This is a genomic window from Streptacidiphilus sp. MAP12-16 (genome assembly GCF_041262165.1).
In the GTDB taxonomy this organism is placed as follows: Bacteria; Actinomycetota; Actinomycetes; order Streptomycetales; family Streptomycetaceae; genus Streptacidiphilus.
Genome location: NZ_JBGCBY010000002.1, coordinates 166157 through 184013 on the forward strand (window position 1 = coordinate 166157; position 17857 = coordinate 184013).

At 69.5% G+C, this 17857-nt stretch carries 17 protein-coding genes; 9 read left to right on the top strand and 8 right to left on the bottom strand.

Features of this window, described 5'->3' with window-relative positions; translation table 11 throughout:
* Positions 1–45: 45 nt before the first annotated feature.
* Genes ABIA33_RS02775 through ABIA33_RS02795 form a run of 5 tightly spaced genes read right to left on the bottom strand, consistent with a single transcriptional unit; the run spans position 46 to position 4369 of the window.
* The gene (locus tag ABIA33_RS02775; protein WP_370076502.1) at positions 46–1470 is read right to left on the bottom strand and encodes a cytochrome P450; all 1425 of its coding nucleotides are present in this window, start codon (positions 1468–1470) and stop codon (positions 46–48) included.
* A complete protein-coding gene (locus ABIA33_RS02780; RefSeq protein WP_370076504.1) occupies positions 1467–2090 on the bottom strand; it encodes an ATP/GTP-binding protein in 624 nt (207 codons plus the stop codon). The genes ABIA33_RS02775 and ABIA33_RS02780 overlap by 4 nt, the downstream gene beginning before the upstream one ends.
* Positions 2071–2445: a DUF742 domain-containing protein gene (locus ABIA33_RS02785; RefSeq protein ID WP_370076506.1), complete on the bottom strand. Its 375-nt coding sequence runs from the start codon at positions 2443–2445 to the stop codon at positions 2071–2073. The genes ABIA33_RS02780 and ABIA33_RS02785 overlap by 20 nt, the downstream gene beginning before the upstream one ends.
* A complete protein-coding gene (locus ABIA33_RS02790) occupies positions 2442–2849 on the bottom strand; it encodes a roadblock/LC7 domain-containing protein (RefSeq protein ID WP_370076508.1) in 408 nt (135 codons plus the stop codon). Before ABIA33_RS02790 ends, ABIA33_RS02785 begins: the two co-directional genes overlap by 4 nt.
* Positions 2846–4369, bottom strand: coding sequence for a sensor histidine kinase (locus tag ABIA33_RS02795; protein ID WP_370076510.1), 1524 nt, complete (start codon positions 4367–4369; stop codon positions 2846–2848). The genes ABIA33_RS02790 and ABIA33_RS02795 overlap by 4 nt, the downstream gene beginning before the upstream one ends.
* A gap of 636 nt (positions 4370–5005) precedes the next feature.
* On the opposite strand from ABIA33_RS02795, the gene ABIA33_RS02800 reads away from it, so the two are divergent.
* The 3 genes from ABIA33_RS02800 to ABIA33_RS02810 all read left to right on the top strand — a co-directional run bounded on the left by ABIA33_RS02800 (position 5006) and on the right by ABIA33_RS02810 (position 8387).
* Entirely contained in the window at positions 5006–6088 is a 1083-nt protein-coding gene (locus ABIA33_RS02800; protein ID WP_370076512.1) for a glycoside hydrolase family 19 protein, read from the top strand.
* 152 nt (positions 6089–6240) lie between these two features.
* Entirely contained in the window at positions 6241–7311 is a 1071-nt protein-coding gene (locus ABIA33_RS02805) for a hypothetical protein (protein WP_370076514.1), read from the top strand.
* Between the two features lie 395 nt (positions 7312–7706).
* Positions 7707–8387, top strand: a complete 681-nt coding sequence (locus tag ABIA33_RS02810; RefSeq protein ID WP_370076516.1) for a hypothetical protein — start codon at positions 7707–7709, stop codon at positions 8385–8387.
* A 257-nt stretch (positions 8388–8644) separates the two neighbouring features.
* On the opposite strand, the gene ABIA33_RS02815 is transcribed toward ABIA33_RS02810, so the two are convergent.
* The 3 genes from ABIA33_RS02815 to ABIA33_RS02825 all read right to left on the bottom strand — a co-directional run bounded on the left by ABIA33_RS02815 (position 8645) and on the right by ABIA33_RS02825 (position 11612).
* Positions 8645–9838 (bottom strand): hypothetical protein, encoded by a 1194-nt coding sequence (locus tag ABIA33_RS02815; RefSeq protein ID WP_370076518.1) that lies wholly within the window; start codon positions 9836–9838, stop codon positions 8645–8647.
* A 50-nt stretch (positions 9839–9888) separates the two neighbouring features.
* Positions 9889–10404 carry a SigE family RNA polymerase sigma factor gene (locus ABIA33_RS02820; protein WP_370076520.1) on the bottom strand — a complete coding sequence of 172 codons (516 nt, stop codon included), beginning with the start codon at positions 10402–10404 and terminating at the stop codon, positions 9889–9891.
* A gap of 374 nt (positions 10405–10778) precedes the next feature.
* Positions 10779–11612, bottom strand: coding sequence for an aldo/keto reductase (locus ABIA33_RS02825; RefSeq protein WP_370076522.1), 834 nt, complete (start codon positions 11610–11612; stop codon positions 10779–10781).
* Between the two features lie 391 nt (positions 11613–12003).
* On the opposite strand from ABIA33_RS02825, the gene ABIA33_RS02830 reads away from it, so the two are divergent.
* From ABIA33_RS02830 to ABIA33_RS02855, 6 genes are all read left to right on the top strand, one after another.
* On the top strand, positions 12004–12423 hold the full coding sequence (locus ABIA33_RS02830) for a YciI family protein (RefSeq protein WP_370076524.1): 420 nt from the start codon (positions 12004–12006) through the stop codon (positions 12421–12423).
* Positions 12396–13727: an RNA polymerase sigma factor gene (locus tag ABIA33_RS02835; protein WP_370076915.1), complete on the top strand. Its 1332-nt coding sequence runs from the start codon at positions 12396–12398 to the stop codon at positions 13725–13727. Before ABIA33_RS02830 ends, ABIA33_RS02835 begins: the two co-directional genes overlap by 28 nt.
* A 107-nt stretch (positions 13728–13834) precedes the next feature.
* Complete coding sequence (locus ABIA33_RS02840; RefSeq protein WP_370076526.1) at positions 13835–14581, top strand: SOS response-associated peptidase; 747 nt, start codon at positions 13835–13837, stop codon at positions 14579–14581.
* A gap of 129 nt (positions 14582–14710) precedes the next feature.
* Positions 14711–15535: an alpha/beta fold hydrolase gene (locus tag ABIA33_RS02845; RefSeq protein WP_370076528.1), complete on the top strand. Its 825-nt coding sequence runs from the start codon at positions 14711–14713 to the stop codon at positions 15533–15535.
* 85 nt (positions 15536–15620) lie between these two features.
* The gene (locus ABIA33_RS02850; RefSeq protein WP_370076530.1) at positions 15621–17168 is read left to right on the top strand and encodes a sigma-70 family RNA polymerase sigma factor; all 1548 of its coding nucleotides are present in this window, start codon (positions 15621–15623) and stop codon (positions 17166–17168) included.
* Positions 17169–17302: 134 nt separating this feature from the next.
* The gene (locus tag ABIA33_RS02855) at positions 17303–17743 is read left to right on the top strand and encodes an OsmC family protein (protein ID WP_370076532.1); all 441 of its coding nucleotides are present in this window, start codon (positions 17303–17305) and stop codon (positions 17741–17743) included.
* Positions 17744–17857: the final 114 nt, after the last annotated feature.

Consider the following 17857-nt stretch of genomic DNA (forward strand, 5'->3'; position numbering starts at 1 on the left):
TTGCGTCACACGCCTCACGTCCCCGGAGCCGCGGCCGCGCGACGATCAGGTGGGGGACTTCCGCCGCCGCAGCCTCGCCGTGAGCGCGTTCCACCAGGGCCGTCGGGGTTGGGAGCCGACCTGCTCGACGGCCGTGACGTACTCCGGCCGGGGCGGCCGAACCGGATCCTGGTGGGAGACACCGGCAACTGCTGACATCCCCTTCGGCTTTGGCCGACGCGGAGTGAACTCGACTGGCAGTTCAGCGAGATGACGGGACAGCCACGCGGAGGTCCAGCGCAACTGGTCCTCCTCGACGGCCAACTGCAGATCGGGGAGCCGCATCAGCAGCGTGTCGATGCCGGCTTCGGCGATGGCCCGTCCGACATCCTGGCCGGGGCACTCGTGCGGGCCGCTGCTGAACGCAAGATGGGAGCGATTGCCGTACAGGGGCTCGGTCAGGTCTGGGCGGATCTGCGGGTCGACATTGCCCGCCGCCAGGCCGAGCAGCAGCATGTCGCCCGCCTTGATCGTGCGGCCGGCGAGTTCGGTGTCGCCGGTGGCCCATCGACCCGGGACCGCCGAGAGCGGCGGCGAATCCCACAGCACCTGGTCCAGGGCATCGGGAAGGGTCATGTGCCCACCGGACAGATTCGCGCGGAACCGGCGATCGGTGAGCACCATCCTCAGCGTGTCCGCGATCAGATTGACGGTGGTCTCGTTCGCGGCAACGAGGATGAGCCGCAGATGCTCCAGCACCTCGTCGTCGGTGAGTCCGGCCTGCAACAGCCACGACGGCAGATCGGAACCGGGCGCGGCGCGCTTGCGCTCCACCAGCTGGCGCATGGTCGCCACGACGAAGTCGTTGCTGGCGATGGCGGTCTCGGTGCCCTTCATCAGGTCGCGGGCGGCCTCGACCAGGCGGGGGCCGTACTCCTCGGGCATCCCCAGCAACTGCGTCATGACGAGCATGGGCAGGTGCTCCGCGAACTGGCTGACCAGGTCGGCCGTCCCGGCTGCGGCGAAGTTGTCGATCAGCTGGTCGGTGAAGCGGGTGACATGGCGTCGGAGGCCACGGCGGTCAAAGAGCTCCAGGCTGTCGGTGACGGCCCCGCGGAGCCGCTTGTGCTCCTCGCCGTCCGCGAACACGCACAGGGGCTGCCAGGCAACCATCGGCATCAGCGGCGAGTCCGGCGAGACCTGGTTCTGCTGGAACGCGGTCCAGCGGCGGGAGTCCCGGGAGAACCGCGAGGGGGTGCGAGCGACGTCCAGGTTCTCCCGATGCCCCAGGACCAGCCAGGCCGGCAGGTCACCGTGCAGCAGGACGGGCGCCACCGCGCCGTGCTCGGCGCGCAGCTTCTCGTACAGACCCTTCGGATCTGCCTCGGCCTCCGGCCCGTACAGCCGGCGAACGCCGTCGGGGCCGAGGCCGTGCGCAGGGCAACCCGGCGGCGGAGTGAGAGCTTCGTCAGCAGGTGGAGGGGTGGTCACAGTCTCTCCGGCGGGGTCATGGTGAGGGAGTAGAGGTACCGCATCAGCGACATCAGGACGTCCCGGCTGGACTCGCGCCTGCGGGCGTCACACGCCACGATCGGCACCTGGTCGGGCAGGTCCAGTGCGGCCCGCAGTTCCTCGATGGGGTGGGAGGGAGACTCCGGGAAGGTGTTGACGGCGACCACGAAAGGCACGCTGCTTTCCTCCAGTCGGCCGATCACATCGAAGCTGACTTCAAGGCGGCGGGTGTCGACCAGCACCACGGCGCCGAGCGCGCCGTCGAACAGGCCGTTCCACAGGAACCAGAAGCGTTGCTGACCGGGCGTGCCGAAGAGGTAGAGCACCAGTTCGTCGCTGAGACTGATCCGGCCGAAGTCCATGGCCACTGTGGTCTCGGTCTTGCCCTCGACCCCGGCGATGTCGTCCACGCCGGCCCCGGCCTGAGTCATCGTCTCTTCGGTGGTCAGCGGCCGGATCTCGCTTACGGCACCGACCAGGGTCGTCTTGCCGACCCCGAAGCCGCCCACGATCACCACCTTGACCGCGGTGGTGGCCGACAACGGCAGTAGGTCCTCGCTGCGCGGCCCGACGGCCGTGTCAGAGCTTCTGAAGTCCATGCATCACCGCCTCAATCAGGGCACGGTCAGGAAGAAGAGCCTTGGGGACGGGGGCGCGTGTCTCCACCCGCTTGTCGGCCAGCAGGTCGGCGAGCAGGACCGTGGTCACACTCATCGGCAGCCCCAAGTAGGCGGAGATCTCGGCGACCGAGAGCGGAGAGCGGCACATCCGCAGGATCGCGGCATCCTCAGGCTGCATCGACGGTTCCGGCTCCGCGCGGGCGACCACGAGGGTGACCAGATCGAGAGCAGCCCGCTCGGATGCGGTGGACCCGCGTAACGCGCTGCGGCCGCGAGTGATCACATAGAGCCGCTCGGGGTAGCCCTCGTCCCACTGCTGGTCCGTTCCACTCATGCGTCCTGCTCGCCCTGGCGCGGAGGCGTGCTGAGATGCTCACCGATGCGAGCCACCAGATCCCGCATCCGCTGGCCCATCAGCCCGGCGTCGACTCCTTCGTCGGCCAGCACCGCCAGGTAGGCCCGAGCACCGGCCGCCATCAGGTAGAAGAAGCCGCCACCCATCTCGATCACGACCAGCCGCATTCGCCCGTCGCCGTGCGGGAATTCGGTCGCGACCGCGCCCGCCAGGCTCTGCAGTCCCGCGCAGGCCGCGGCGAGGCGGTCGGCGGTGTCGGTGTCGGTTCCGTACTGGGCGATGCGCAGGCCGTCGGAGGACAGCACCACCACATGGCGCGTCTGCGGGACGCTGTCCGCCAGATCCTTGAGCATCCAGTCCATGTTGGCCCGCTGCTGAATCACTGCTCACCCTTACCTGACGACTCGTCACTTCCGGGACCGGCTGGAGCGGTGTTCGGCGCCTGGCCGTTCACACCGCCCTGGAAGGCGGCCAACCACAGGCCGGGCTGCACCGACCCCTCGGCCGGCTCGGGGGTCTTCGCAGCGGCGACGGCACCCGGCCGGACGGAGCCCGTCGGCGCGGCCGCGGCCACGTTGTGGCGGCGGCGCTGCGGCAGCCCGTTCGAGGCCCGCTCATTCGCCACCGCATCCTCGTCCTTCCCCGCTGCCGGCGGCCGCGGACCGACAGCCGACCGAGCGGCCGCCGGGACGGCGGGGGCGGCCAGGCGGGGACCGGAGGAAGCGCCGATGCCATGTGCCCGCCCGATCGCGGGCTCCGTGGTGATCAGGTCCTGCGGCACGATCAGCACGGCGCGCACGCCGCCGTATGCGGAGGGCCGCAGCGATACCTGGAAGCCGTACGACTGCGCGAGGCGCCCGACTACGGCCAGACCGAGCCGCGGCGTCTCCCCGAGGTCGTTGAGGTCGATCCCGGCCTGGGCCTCCTTCAGCATCCGCTCGGCCCTGGCCCGACCCTCCTCGCTCAGGCTCAGGCCGCCGTCCTCGATCTCGATGGCGATGCCGGTCTGCACCTCGACGGCGGTGAGGTGGACGCGGGTCTGCGGCGGCGAGTAGCGGGTGGCGTTGTCGAGCAGCTCGGCAAGCGCGTGGATCAACGGTTCGACGGCAGGTCCGACGACGGCGACCTCGGACACCGGGTGCAGCTCGACGCGCTGGTAGTCCAGGATGCGCGAGACGGCGCCGCGCAGCGCGCTGTACAGCGGAACCGGCTTGCTCCACTGCCGACCAGGACGGGCGCCCCCGAGGACGGCGATGCTGTCGGCGAGCCGGCCCACGAGCGCGTTGCCGTGGTCGAGGCGCAGCAGGTCGTCGAAGACGGCGGGGTCGTTCCCGTGTCGGTCCTCCATCTCCCGGAGGTCTTGGGCCTGCCGGTGGACGATGGCCTGCACGCGGCGTGCGATGTTCACGAACGCCCGCTGCGCGGACTCGCGCATGCCCTCCTCCGCGTCGACGGCCTCCAGCACCGAGCGCAGCACCGCGTGGCGGGCGGCCAGGAACTCGGAGGTGAGGGTGAGCGTGCCGGCACCCGCCTCGGCCTCCTTCAGGAGGTCCTCGACGAACTCACCCTGCTGGAGCCGTGCCACCGCCTCGGGTAGCAGAGCCTTGGCCAACTGCACCATCTGGGCCTCCTGTTGGGCCAGACGGAGCCCCAGGTCGGCCTCCTGCTGCGCGGTCCTGCTGCGCAGACCCGCGAGCACCCGCCCGCGCCTGGCAGCCTCGGCCGCGACGACGGCGACCAGCGCGGTCGCCGCAACACCGCACCAGGCGACCGCCGTTCGTGCCCCAGGGGCGACCATCGATGCGGCGGTGGCTGCAGCCCCCGCCATCACTGCCGTGGGAAGCAGCCACACGAGAACGGGAGCCAAGCCCCGGCCTCCGGGTGGCGATCCAGCACGAAGCATCAGCGTCCTCAAACGATCGAATGGTTGTGGAACGACCAGCGGAATCAGGGCAGCCTTGATGGGCCGACCGGCAGTGCCACGCAGCCGGGTTCTGGGCGCGACAAGCCGACCTGGCGTCATGGATGCAGCACGCTTGGACGGAAGCAGCATAGCGGTTTTTCGGATCACGCTGACGGTGTCCCGACAACGCTTCAGTGCGCGCGCTTCGTCTCGTCGGATCCGTTCATGTGCCGGAAATGCCGCCCTAACGTTCCGTTGGTCAAGAACTCCTAAGACCGACCGGCAAATGGAGGGTGGAAGAAGGAGCGGGTCGAGGGCCGAGTCCAGGCGGTGCCGACGAAGGAGCCATGGCGGAGCCCTGGCGACTGAGGAGAAGCCGTCTGGGCGAGAGCCATCGGCCCGCGACGCCGCCCTCCATTTGCCGGTCGGTCTAAGTCGCAGGCCTGGCTGTCGCCGCGCACCGGACGCCGGTTCGGATTCCGGCTTGGTATAGACCAATCGTCCGGATTGTGTTCTGGTACATGTCAATCGCGACATCGCCTACGCGAGTCGCCGCGACCGGACGGTGAGTCCACGCCCGGCCGAGCCCTCCACTGCCCCGAGTTGCGGTCCCCACGCCGTACAAAGGAGTGATCCATGTCCAGATTACGCATCGTCGCCCTCATGGCCGTCGCGGTGCTCTTCGGCGCGCTGGCCGTGACGCTGCCGGTCGCCTCCGCGTCGGCCACGACCTGCTCGGCGAGTTGGAGCTCGGGTGCGGTGTACACGGGCGGCATGGACGCCTCGTACAACGGGCATGAGTGGCAGGCGAAATGGTGGACCCAGGGCGACACCCCGGGCGGCTCCGTGGGTGTCTGGGCCGACGAGGGCTCCTGCACGGGCGGCAGTGGCGGCGGCAGTGGCGGCGGCACGGGTTCGGGCTGCACGTATCCCGCCTGGGTCGCGGGCCATGCCTATGTGGCCGGGGACATCGTCCAGTACTCGAACGGCAATCTGTACCGTGCCTCGCACGACAACCCGGGTTACGACCCGACGATCAGCACCTGGTACTGGGACCCTTACACCTGTGCTGGTGGCACGGGCGGCGGCGGTTCATCGGGTGGATTCGTAGTGAGCCAGGCCCAGTTCGACCAGATGTTCCCGAATCGGAACTCGTTCTACACGTACGCGGGGCTGACCGCCGCGCTCAGCGCGTACCCCGGGTTCGCGACGACCGGCAGCGCCACCGTGCAGGCGCAGGAGGCAGCAGCCTTCCTGGCGAACGTCGGCCATGAGACCGGCGGCCTGGTCTACATCGTCGAGCAGAACACCGCGAACTACTCGACGTACTGCGACCGGAGCCAGTCGTACGGCTGCCCCGCGGGCCAGTCGGCGTACTACGGACGCGGTCCGATGCAGCTCAGCTGGAACTTCAACTACAAGGCGGCGGGCGACGCCCTCGGCATCGACCTGCTCGACAACCCGAACGCGGTACAGACAGACGCGGCTGTCGCCTGGAAGACCGGGCTCTGGTACTGGGACACCCAGAACGGCCCGGGCACCATGACCGCGCACAACGCCATGGTCAACGGCGCGGGCTTCGGCCAGACGATCCGCAGCATCAACGGCAGCCTGGAATGCAATGGCAACAACACTGCCGAGATGCAGGACCGAGTTGCCCTGTACCAGCAGTTCACCCAGATCCTGGGAGTGCCCGCAGGCAGCAACCTGACCTGCTGACCACGCCGGGGACGCCAGGAGCGCACCCGAGGCCGGCGCCCATGCCTTGGCTCAGGCAACCCGGAGCTGAGGCATGGGCGGACTCTCAGGGTATGTGACCTTGCCCAGGGGCCCGTGCACGGGAGAAGCAGCGCGACCGCTAGGGTTCCGCCGTGATCTTCCGGAAGTCCTCACTCGTTAAAGACGTCGATGCACTGACGGTGGCCGTCGACGCGCAGGATGCGGCGCGGAGCGAGGCGGCGTTCAATGCTGTACTCGGGTCGATACGCACCGCAAAGGACAAGGAACTGGTAGCGGCTGGGCCTCGGCTGGCGGCGCTCGTCGAGCGGTTCCCGCCTGAGCCGCGCGGGATGCTCGCGGTGCTGACCGGCGCCTGCGTCGAGCGAGGAGCGGACCCGGTGGCGTGCGCCACGCCGCTGCTGACTGCTGCGCTGACCACGCTTCACGACGCCGCGCGCTTCCGCGAACAGTGGGCAGCGGTCAGTGACGGGGACGAGGACCCCCTGGAGCTCACTCTGAGCGGCAGCGAGGCCGCCTCCGTCGTGGAACGGCTCGGCGGCTACGCCACACCCGGGGTGCGCACGGCCGTGGCGGCGTGGGCCAACCTTCACGACTGGGAGCGGGCCGCCGTGGCGATGCTCTCGCACAGCCCGGTTCGCCGGGCCCTGAACCAGAACCAGCGGTCCGACCTGATCGCCGCGACCAAGGAACTGGGTGGAGCGGACATGCTCCGCTGTCTGTACTACTCGCTCCTCGTACTCGATGACGAGCCGCTGGTCGCACTGCACCGCGAGTCCGGCATCGGATACGCGCTGCGATTGACGGGCATCGGTGACAACTTCCAACTGCACACGCTCCTCGGTGACGTGCTGATCAATGGCGGACACGTGCCAGGACAAGGGCCCACGGCCAAGGCTGCGGACCTTTGCCGCGACAAGAACGTCGCTGTGGAACACCGACCTGTCACCGTCGGCTCGTTCAACCTGGTGGCTCCCGACGGCTCGTGGATCTGGAACGAGGGGACACCGCGCGACATACCGGTCGTCGACGGAGTGCGCCTCCTCGTCCTCGACAAGGCGCCGTACCAACGGAGTTGGCCCGCCGGGAGGTTCTTCCCGAACATGGTCGCCGACCTCCGCCTGGAACGCGTCCTCGCGCCCGACGAGACCGCTCAGTACTTCCGCCACGTCAAGCCATTAGGAAACGAGCCGCGCCGTGCCTGAGTTTGGCCCTCGTCCGCCGATGCGCTGGATGGTGGTGATCGGCGCGGCCCGGCGTGACCGCCGTCAAGGCCGTGCTGGCCTGCGGCACCACAAAGACCGGCACGCCGAAGCCGCGCTGAAGCGAGCCCGGCGGCCGGGGGAACCGAAGCGAACCGCGGGGAGCCGAACCGAAGGGGCCCGATCAACGACCTTGGAGCGAGCAAGTGCCATCAACCCGGCTCCGAAGAGCCCGCTACGCAGTGTGCGCCCTGGTCCTGTGCGCGTCCGTGGCGGCGGTCGCCGTGCTGAGGTCAAGCGGGGACTACCCCTATGACGGGGCAGTGTTCAGTCAAGTCCTGGTCAGCGCTGACGGCCGCACTCTCACCGCGCCGGTGCGGTGGGCCCCATGCCAAGAGGTGGAGCCGCGCCTTGCGGTACGCGAGACGTCCGGCAGTGTCGGCGTGGTCCTGCAGATCGGCATCGCGGACACGAGCCATCAGTGCGGCGAGGCCGACCGGCAGATCAGCGTCACGCTCCAGGCGCCGCTCGGAGCCCGACAGCTCGCGGAGGCTGTCACGGGGTCGGCTATCGCGCCTTTCCCCGCTTCCCGGCTTGCCGCCGTCGGTTACCTCCCGGCGGGATTCTCAGCGACGCCGGATCTCCCGCAGGTCTTCTCCACGAGCGGCGCGCCCTGGGAGCCCCGACCCTTCGACCCTGCCGTCACGACCGGGCCCGCCTGGACGCGCTACTACGCGACGCCCGGCAGCGAGCCGACCCTGAGCATCACCCAGACCCTCGCCGCCACCGCACCGGCCGCCGGATGCCGGCCGTCGGCCGAGCGCACGTGCCCTCCTCTGGCTTCCCCCTCCCCGTCCGGGACGGTGAGCACCCAGGACTCCACCTCGAGCGCCTGCGTCAGTGCAACGACCTCCGTCAACGGCCACGGTGGACTGCTGCTCTGCGACACCGCCTCCGAACGTGCCGTCACGTGGACCGACGGCCGCAGCACCTTCACCCTGGTCAGCTACGACCCGCAGCACACGGCGCTGTCGCCGGACGAACTGCTGCGGGTGGCGAGCAGTGTGCGAGCCCCCTGAAGCACTCCGCACGTACGCACGCCCGGGGATGGCCCGGCGCCGACGGCCGTTCATCCCTCGGCTCGTGGTGCTGGGGCGGTCGTTGGTTCGGCGGGGCTGACACCGCCTGAAGTGCCCTGACAGTCGCCATGGCAGTGTGGCCGGGACGCCGACTCGTGTGCCTGAGCGCCCCGGTGCCGGGGCACTCACGCGGTTCTGCAGGTCCGCCCTGTGCGGCAGCGCGGCGGTGCAGCGTGTGGCAGGTCCAGTAGCCCGGGTCACCCGGTCCACTTCGGGCTCATGGCCATGGCCTTGAGCTGATCCAGGGACAGTGTCGGCCCGGCCGCCGTGGGGCGGCCCGGCTCCATTTGCTCCTCCGTGAGCGAGACCATGGTTCCGTCAGGACGGAGTACCCGGACCTCCCAGGTGGCGATCCCGGCATCGGGGCGGGCGGGCCGGTGGTCGACTGCCGTCAAGGTGCCGTCGGCGAGCCTGTTCGCACCCGCGAAGTTTGCGGCCGCGATCTCACTGCGAGCATCGCCCGGCCAGCGCTGGACATTGACGGAGAGTTGGTCCGAACCGAGGGCATTCACCGGTACGGCGGCGGACCCTTCCTGGTTCATCGCGTTGTTCCCTCCGGGATGGACCCCGGGGGGAAGGACCTGGCGAAGCGTCGCGAGCACTTGCGCCTGGGACGGCTGGTGGTCCGGACGGGCCGTGCGCAGAGCGGCGAACAGCCGCGACCAGTCGCGGTCCTCGACGAGCGCGGTGAGTTGCGCCGCCGAGAGCGGCGGGGCCGATCGCGTGGTCTTGGCGCCGGGTCCCCCGACCGTGGAGTTGTTCTCGTCGAGCCAGAGGTGTTCGCCCTTGCGGGTCACCAGGCTCACGTTCCACTGGAGCGAAGCCGGCTTGCCTGCTGAGCCACCGTAGCTGATCTTCTCGATGGCCACAGTGGAGCCGTCGGCAAGCGTGGTCTGTTCACAGGTCCCACCAACAGGGGGGTTGTCGGGAGAACAGGTAGTCGCGGCGAGCACATTACCGTTACTCGTCGGGGCGGAGCCGAGGTCCAGCGAGGCCGCACCATGGCCGTCGTCGAAGATCAGATGGGCCTGCACCCCGAAGTCGGCCGGTCGGCCGCCACCCGCCCCCTTGGCCCACGCCTGGCTGATCTGCCCTGGCGGCAGTGCGCGCTTGAGCAGATCGAGGATCTGCTGACCGCTGAAGGAAGGCGACCCTCCAGTGGTGACGGCGACCTGCTTCGGGCCGTCCGTCCTCCCGAAAAAGAGGGCCGGGACCCCGCCGACCAGGGCCAGAGCTGCGACGGTACCGACCACGGTGTATCCGACGCGCCGTCGGCGCAGAGAGTGTCCACGGCGCAGACCGCGGGCGAGTAGTGGTTGGGGCTCGATGTCGTATCCCTGACCCGCCCGGCGAAAGGCCTGGCCGATCCGATCTTCAAACTCTGTATCCATGGCAAACCGCCGTTTCCTCGTCGGTCGAGAGCGTGGTCGTGTACGCGGGATCAGCTCCCGACGAATATCGAGAGGTCGTCACCGAGTTGAGCTCGTAGCCGGGCGAGCGCGCGGAGCGCGTGGGCACGGATCGCTCCGGGGCTGAGCCGCAGCGCGGCTGCGGTCTCCTCGACGCTCCGGTCCTCCCAGTACCGGAGCACCAGTACTGCCCGGTCCCGGGCCGAGAGTTGAGCCAAGGCCGCGAGCAGGGTCACGCGCAGGGCCACGTCGTCGTCGCCGTCGCCGGGAGACTCGGGAGGGGAGGCGATGGGCTGCTCGCTGCTGCGACGCAGCCGACGCCAGGACAGGAATGTGTGCACCAGCATCGTCTGTGCATACGCAACGGGATTGTCAGCTGCCGATACGTGCCGCCAGCGGACGAAGATCCGGCCCAGGGTCTCCTGGACCAGGTCCTCCGCGAGATGGGTGTCACCACCGGTCAGCAGGCAGGCCGAGCGGTAGAGATGCCCGATCCGCCCGGCGGAGAACTCCAGGTACCCCTCGTCCGCCGCGCTTCCCTTACCCACTCGCGTCCCCTCGCCGTTGCTCCCCTTCACACTCCTTCGACGCTCTGACCCACCCCGCTCGTTATGCGCGACCCCGTTCTTCTTTTTTTCATGGCTTCGAACCAGTCCGTTGGACTCAGTCAGGTTCATGTGGCGCGTTGCCGCGCCGTGGTCACGGCCCGAAATCGGCTGTGCGCGCCGCTCGCTTCTGACGCCGATGGAAGCTTGGCTTGGTGAGCGGGGCTGACGCAACGTCAGCTGGCTCGATGCGGAAGCGGAGCCAGGCTGGCGAGGGGCGGATTCGGGAACGTGGCGCCGCCGCCGGCTCTGCGGGCGGCGGCGCAGCGTGTTGTGGCAGTTCGTTCCTGACCCAGGGCCTCACGTCAACCTGTGGCTCAAGGAATGTAGTTGAAAGTGTCCGGGTCCGGCCCGGTGCGCTCGTTGCGGTTCAGCCCGGAGATGGCGGCCATGTCGTCGTCGGTCAACTCGAAGTCGAACAGCGCGAAGTTCTCCTCGATCCGGGAGCGGGTGACCGACTTGGGGAACACGATGTCGCCGCGCTGGAGGTGCCAGCGCAGGGTGACCTGGGCAGTGGAGCGGCTCAGTCGCTGGGCGATCCGGGAGATGACCGGGTCGTCGAGGACCTTGCCCTGCGCGATCGGGGACCAGGCCTCGGTGGCGATGCCGTGCTCTGCGTCGAAGGCACGCACCTCGTCCTGGGTCAGATAGGGATGAACCTCGATCTGGTTGGCGGCTGGAACGATCTCGGTCTCCTGGAGCAGACGACGCAGATGGTTCGTCTGGAAGTTGGACACGCCGATGGCCTTGGCGCGCCCGGAGCCGTAGATCTCGATCATGGCCTTCCAGGTCTCGACGAAATCGCCGACGCCCGGCAGCGGCCAGTGCACCAGAAACAGGTCCAGGTAGTCGAAGCCCAAGTCGGCCAGGCTCCGGTCGAAGGCCTTGAGTGCGGCATCGCGGGCGTGGAAGCCGTTGTTGAGCTTGCTGGTGACGAAAACGTCCTCGCGGGCCAGACCGGACTCACGGACCGCCTGGCCGACCTCCTTCTCGTTTCCGTACATCTCCGCGGTGTCGATGTGGCGGTAGCCGACCTCCAGTGCGGCGAGGGTGGCCGCCACCGTGTCGGCGGGCTTGATCTGGAAGACGCCAAAGCCGAGCTGGGGGATCTGGACCCCGTTGTTCAGCCTGACGGTGGGAACTGCGTTCACGATCGCTCCTTGCCTTGTCCGCGGATGTACCGTTCTGCGCGTACCGACCCCCGCGTCCAGACTGCAACAGCGGCGGGGCCTTGTCCCCTCGGCTCCCCCAGAAGACGGAGACCACTCTCTGCAGTCCCCGACCCGCCGCGAGGGGTGAGGGCCGCCGGCCCGGGCCGTGGACGCGTCGGCTACGCCGTGGTCCCCCGGGGTCGAGCCGCCCAAAGACGATCCGGCCGATCACGGCAACCCCGAGCGCGCTGTTGGCGCCGCCGTCGGCGGCGTGAGTGAGTTCGAAAGGTAAAAAAGGCCCGTGTCCGTCTGTCGTGTCGATCCGCGGCTGCCCCGTTCGACCTAGGGGTGAGAGGGTCGAGAAGCGACCCCGATATCAAGGAGATCGAAGATGTCGAAGTACATGCTGATCATGCGAGGCACGGACGAATCCGTCGCGAAGATGATGGAGACGCCCTTCGAGCAGATGCTCGAGACGGTGGGTCGCTTCAATGAGGAGCTGATCCGGGCTGGTGTCCTCGTCGCCGCGGAGGGCCTGGACGACCCGGCGCAGGGCGTCGTGGTCGACTTCAGCGGCGAGACGCCGGTGGTCACCGACGGTCCGTACGGCGAGACCAAGGAGCTGTTCGGCGGCTTCTACGTGATCGACGTGGCTTCGAAGGAGGAGGCCGTCGAGTGGGCCAAGCGACTCCCGGCGATCGCCGGCTCGAAGTGCGAGATCCGCCGTGTGCCGGGTATCGACGAGTTCCCGCAGGACAACGAGTGGATCACCAAGGAGCGGGCCTGGCGCGAGCGGACCGGCCAGCTCTGATGCCCGAGGCCATCGGCGGCCCGCCGAACACCGAGTCGGCGCGGCGGGCCGTCGAGGCCGTCTGGCGGATCGAGTCCGCACGGATCGTCGCTGCGCTGGCCCGCTACACCGGGGACTTCGAGCTCGCCGAGGATGTCGCGCAGGAGGCGGTGGCTGAGGCGCTCGTCACCTGGTCACGCGACGGTGCGCCGGCGAACCCGGTGGGCTGGCTGCTCGCAACCGCGCGGCGGCGCGCCATCGACAGCTTCCGCCGCCGCTCGGCACTCGACGAGCGGTACGCCATGTTCGCCGGCCAGCTTGCCGAGGGTGAGGCGAACTCGGGCGCGGTGGTCCTGGGGGACCGGTCGGACGATCTGCCGTGGGATCCCGACCGGGTCGACGACGACGTCCTCGCGCTGATGTTCGTGGCCTGCCATCCGGTGCTCTCGCCCGAGGCCCGCGTGGCCCTGACCCTGCGCGTGGTCGGCGGCCTGGCGAGCGAGGAGATCGCCAGGGCCTTTCTCGTGCCCGTGCCGACGGTCCAGGCACGGATCACGCGGGCGAAGAAGACGATCGCCGCGGCAGGGGTGCCGTTCGAGCTGCCGCCGTCAGAGGAACGGCGCGAGCGCCTCGGCGGTGTCCTGAGCGTGCTGTACGTGATCTTCACAGAGGGCTCGACGGCGACGACCGGTGACCGCCTGCTGCGCCCCGACCTCGCCTATGAGGCGATCCGGCTGGCCCGGATGCTGGCCGCGTTGCTGCCCGATGAGCCGGAGGTGTATGGGCTGCTCGCCCTGTTCGAGCTCACCGCCGCGCGCTTTCCCGCACGCACCGGGCCCGATGGCGAGGCGGTGCTCCTGGAGGATCAGGACCGGCGCCTGTGGGACCGGTCGGCGATCCGTCGCGGTCTGGCCGCGATCGGCCGGGCCTCGGCGGTCGGGCGCGGCCTCGGACCGTACGGGCTGCAGGCAGCGATCGCCGCGTGCCACGCGTCGGCATCCTCGGTGCCGGAGACCGACTGGGAGCGGGTCGTGCTCCTCTATGAGGCGCTCGGCCGCGTGGCTCCGTCACCGGTCGTCGAACTCAACCGGGCCGTCGCCGTCGCGATGGCGAACGGACCACAGCAGGCGCTGTCCATTGTGGACGAGCTGGTCGCCTCCGACCGCCTGTCGGGGTCGTACCTGCTCCCGAGCGTGCGCGGCGAGCTGCTCGTCCGGCTCGGCCGGACCGCCGAGGCACGGGCCGAGCTGGAGCTCGCCGCCCGACTGTGCCGCAACGTCCGCGAGCGGTCGGTGCTGCTGCGCAAGGCGGCTGCGCTGGCCTGATATCGGTCCGCCGGGGCTCCATCGCAGCGCACCGGCGGATCGCAGTTCGGGGCGGAAAACTCCGTGGATGTCAGCCCAAGGTCCTGCTGCGTGGCAAGGTGGTGCGTATGTGTGGCCGATACGTTTCCACTCGCAGTCCGCAGGATCTGGTCGGGCTGTTCCAGGTGACCCGCTGGGAGCCGGAGCAGATTCTCGAGCCCAGCTGGAACGTGGCCCCGACCGACTCGGTGTGGGGCGTGCTGGAACGGCCGGACCGGGAGACCGGCGAGCTGCAACGGCAGCTACGGCCGCTGCGGTGGGGGCTGGTGCCGTCCTGGGCGAAGAGTCTGAACGTCGGCGCAAAGATGATCAACGCGCGGCTGGAGACGGTGCACGAGAAGCCGGCCTACCGTCGGCCCTTCGCCAAGCGCCGGTGCCTGCTGCCGGCCGACGGCTACTACGAGTGGCAGGCCATCCCCGCCACCGAGACCGCCAAGGCCCGCAAGCAACCGTGGTTCATCACCCCCGAGGACGGCTCGGTGATGGCGATGGCGGGGCTGTATGAGTTCTGGCGCGACCCGGCCGCGGCCGAGGACGATCCGGCGGCGTGGTGGACCACCTGCACCGTGATTACCACCGAGGCCAAGGACGCCGCTGGCCGCATCCATCCCCGCATGCCCCTGACCATCGCGCCCGCCGACTTCGAATCCTGGCTCGACCCCACCCACCAGGACCCCCACGAACTGCGCGCGCTGCTGACCGCGCCCGCAGCCGGCCACCTTGGGGCACGCCCGGTGTCCGCCGCGGTCAACAGCGTCCGCAACAACGGCCCCCAACTCCTGAACGACGCGCCCACATCCGACAACGGGGCCTGATGTGGCGTTGCACACGATGGAGTTCTCAAGATGAGAGTTGACTTGCATAAGTACCGAAGGGTGTCCTACCTTAATGAGAGTCGGCTCTCGCAAAGAGAGTAAGCAGCAATAGGATAAGGGCACCCCATCATGACCAGCACCGCTGCTCCTACCAGCACGACCCGCACGATCAACCTGCGCAACGGCCTGACCGTCACCATCACCGAGTACGGCGCCCCCGGCGACGGCACCGGGGCGCTGGTGCTTCACGGCGGGGCGGGGCCGCGTTCCGTCGCCGGGTTCGCGGCCGCGATGTCCCAGCACGCCTACGTGGTGGTGCCGATCCACCCCGGGTTCGACGGTGCGCCCAGGCCGGAGTCGTTCGACTCGGTCGCCGATCTGGCCTCGGCCTACCTGGACCTGATCGACGAACTCGGCCTGACCAGCGTCATGGTGGCCGGCAACTCGGTCGGCGGCTGGATAGCCGCTGAGATGGGACTGCGCGACAACCACGGCCGGATCACCGCGCTGGTCCTGCTGGGTTCGACCGGCATCGAGCCCGAGCCGCCGCTGGAGATCGCGAACCCGGCGAACCTCGGACCGGTCAAGACCGGCGAGCTGGCCTTCTTCAAGCCGGAGCTGCGGCCCGACTTCTCAGCGCTCAGCGACGACCAGAAGGCCGGGATGGCCGCCAACCAGCGCGCCTTGGCGGTGTACGCGGGCGACCCGTTCTGCTACGACCCGAAGCTGCGCGGCCGCTTGCACCGGGTCACCGTCCCGGTGCTCGTGCTCGCCGGCGAGCAGGACGGCATCGTCCCGCTCGGCTACGGGCGAGCTCTGGCCGACTCGTTCCCCCGCGCGACCTTCAGGTCGATCCCGGAGGCCGGGCACTTCCCGCACATCGAGCAGCCTGGCTCGGTCTTCGGCGCCATCGGCGAATTCGTCGACACCGAGGTCAAGCCCGACGGCGAATGACACATGGAGCCCGACGGGCAGCGCCGCGCGTGTCCCTGGCACACTGCTGAACAGTCAGCACATCGGGGCCAGACGTTGGGACGAGGTGGAGCGGTTGCTCTCGCAGGACCGGCGGCAGCCACCGGACGGGGCGGTGGTGGAGGCGGCGCGAGCCGGTGACCAGCAGGCGATGGAGCAGTTGGTGCAGGGGTATCTGCCCTTGGTCTACAACATCGTCGGGCGGGCGCTGGACGGGCACGCCGATGTCGACGACGTCGTCCAGGAGACGATGATGCGGGCCCTGGACGGGCTGCCCGGCCTGCGCGATCCGGAACGCTTCCGCTCCTGGCTTGTCGCCATAACTGTTCGGCAGATACGCGACCATTGGCGCGGTCGGCAGGCTCGGCCGCGTCCGGGTCTGCCGGAGGCGGAAGTCGACGCAGCGGATCCGAGCGCCGACTTCGCCGATCTGACGATTCTTCGCCTTGCACTGTCGGGACAGCGGCGTGAGGCGGTGGAGGCCACTCGCTGGCTGGAGGACGAGGAGCGCGAGGTGCTCTCGCTGTGGTGGCTGGAGGCCGCCGGCGAGCTGACCCGCAATGATCTGGCGGCAGCCTGCGAGCTTGCGCCACCACATGCCGCCGTCCGCGTACAGCGAGTCAAGGAGCGCCTGGAGAGCGCACGGACTGTGGTGCGGGCGCTGGTTGCCTCGCCGCGCTGCGCGGACCTGTCCGCGCTGGTGACCCCCTGGGACGGGAGGCCGTCCGCGCTGTGGCGCAAGAGGTTGGCCCGTCATGTCCGCGACTGCCCGCAATGCCTGTTCAGCGTGTCGGACCTGGTGCCCACGGAAGGGCTGCTGGCCAGGTTCGCGCTGGTGCCGCTACCGGTCGGCCTCGCCGGGCCGGTGCTGCTGAAGCTGATAGCGGCGGCCTCGGGTGGGGGACTGGCATCCGGGCTCTCAGGTGCGCACGGTGGTTCGAGCCGGGCGGGCCACCTACTGGGTCGGTTGGCGGCCAAACCGCTGGCGACGGTGACCACGTCAGCACTGGTCCTCGCGGGCTGCGGCGCAGTGGTGTATGCCGCCACCAGGCCCCACCCGCCCGCGCGCCAGCACACCGCGGCGGTCTCGGCGCCGACGGCCGTGCCGGTGCTGCCGAGGCCGTCGGGGGCGCCGACCCCCGTGGCATCCGGCACGCCGGCACCGGTGAACGCGGCGCTGCCGATGGGCAGCCATGCTCTCCGGTCGGTCGACCAGCCCGGCCGCTACCTGTCCGAGGCCGGGGTTCTCGGCTTCCTCCATCCGGTCGGTGCCGGCAGTCCCGTCGGGACCAGGCGGCAGAGCACCTTCACCATCGTCGCGGGGCTGGCCGACCGCCACTGCTACTCGTTCAAGGACGCCACGGGCAGGTACCTGCGGCACTTCGCCTTCCGCGCCCGACTGGACGTCAACGACGGCTCCGCCATCTTCAAGAAGGACACCACCTTCTGCGTGCGCACCGGTTCCGCCATCGGGTCGGTTTCCCTGGAGTCGTACAACTACCCCGGCCGCTACCTCCACCATCGTGCCAACTTCGAACTTTGGCTCGACCCTTCCGACAACACGGACGCGTTCCGGGCCAGCAGTTCCTTCTCTGCTGTCGCCCCCTGGGCCTAACCGGATGGATCCTGCAGTGATCCCTTGTCGCAGGTCCCGTCCCGTCGCTCCGGAACAGCGTCCGCGAACAAGGTCCAACCTCGACGGGGCTGACATCCACCGGGGCCACGCAGCGCGACACTAGTGTCGTCGGCATGACCGAAAACACCCAGCGCCTCGTCAGCATCAAGCGGACCAGCACCGGCCACTTCACCGCGACAAACGTTCGCGGCGGCACGATCAGCTTCGGCACCAGTTCCGATCCCCAGGGCGGCACCGACTTCACCCCGGTCGAGCTGTTGCTCGCCGCGATCGGGGGCTGCACCGCGGCCGACGTCGACGTCGCCACCGGCCGCCACGCGGAGCCCACCGGATTCGCCGTCACCGTGAGCGGCAACAAGATCAGTGACGAGCTCGGCAACCGGATGACGGACCTCGTGGTCACCTTCTCCGTCACCTTCCCGGACGGCGAACCCGGTGATCGCGCCCGCGCGATCCTCCCCCGGGCGGTCAAGACTTCCCACGACCGGCTCTGCACGGTCAGCCGCACGGTGGAGATCGGTACGCACGTCACCGCGACGGTCGCGGACGCCTGACCCCAGGAGCTGCCGTCCGGGGTGAGGGTGACGGCGCGAATCACGCGGCCAGGGCGAGCCCAGACCTGGCCCGCGGCCCACGACCGGCGATACGCGGCCGGCGACACGGCGGCC

Coding starts and splice junctions, on each gene's coding strand:
- ABIA33_RS02780 (WP_370076504.1), bottom strand. CDS start 2,090: ATGGACTTCAGAAGCTCTGACACGGCCGTCGGGCCGCGCAGCGAGGAC.
- ABIA33_RS02785 (WP_370076506.1), bottom strand. CDS start 2,445: ATGAGTGGAACGGACCAGCAGTGGGACGAGGGCTACCCCGAGCGGCTC.
- ABIA33_RS02795 (WP_370076510.1), bottom strand. CDS start 4,369: ATGCTTCGTGCTGGATCGCCACCCGGAGGCCGGGGCTTGGCTCCCGTT.
- ABIA33_RS02800 (WP_370076512.1), top strand. CDS start 5,006: ATGTCCAGATTACGCATCGTCGCCCTCATGGCCGTCGCGGTGCTCTTC.
- ABIA33_RS02815 (WP_370076518.1), bottom strand. CDS start 9,838: ATGGATACAGAGTTTGAAGATCGGATCGGCCAGGCCTTTCGCCGGGCG.
- ABIA33_RS02830 (WP_370076524.1), top strand. CDS start 12,004: ATGTCGAAGTACATGCTGATCATGCGAGGCACGGACGAATCCGTCGCG.
- ABIA33_RS02840 (WP_370076526.1), top strand. CDS start 13,835: ATGTGTGGCCGATACGTTTCCACTCGCAGTCCGCAGGATCTGGTCGGG.
- ABIA33_RS02845 (WP_370076528.1), top strand. CDS start 14,711: ATGACCAGCACCGCTGCTCCTACCAGCACGACCCGCACGATCAACCTG.
- ABIA33_RS02855 (WP_370076532.1), top strand. CDS start 17,303: ATGACCGAAAACACCCAGCGCCTCGTCAGCATCAAGCGGACCAGCACC.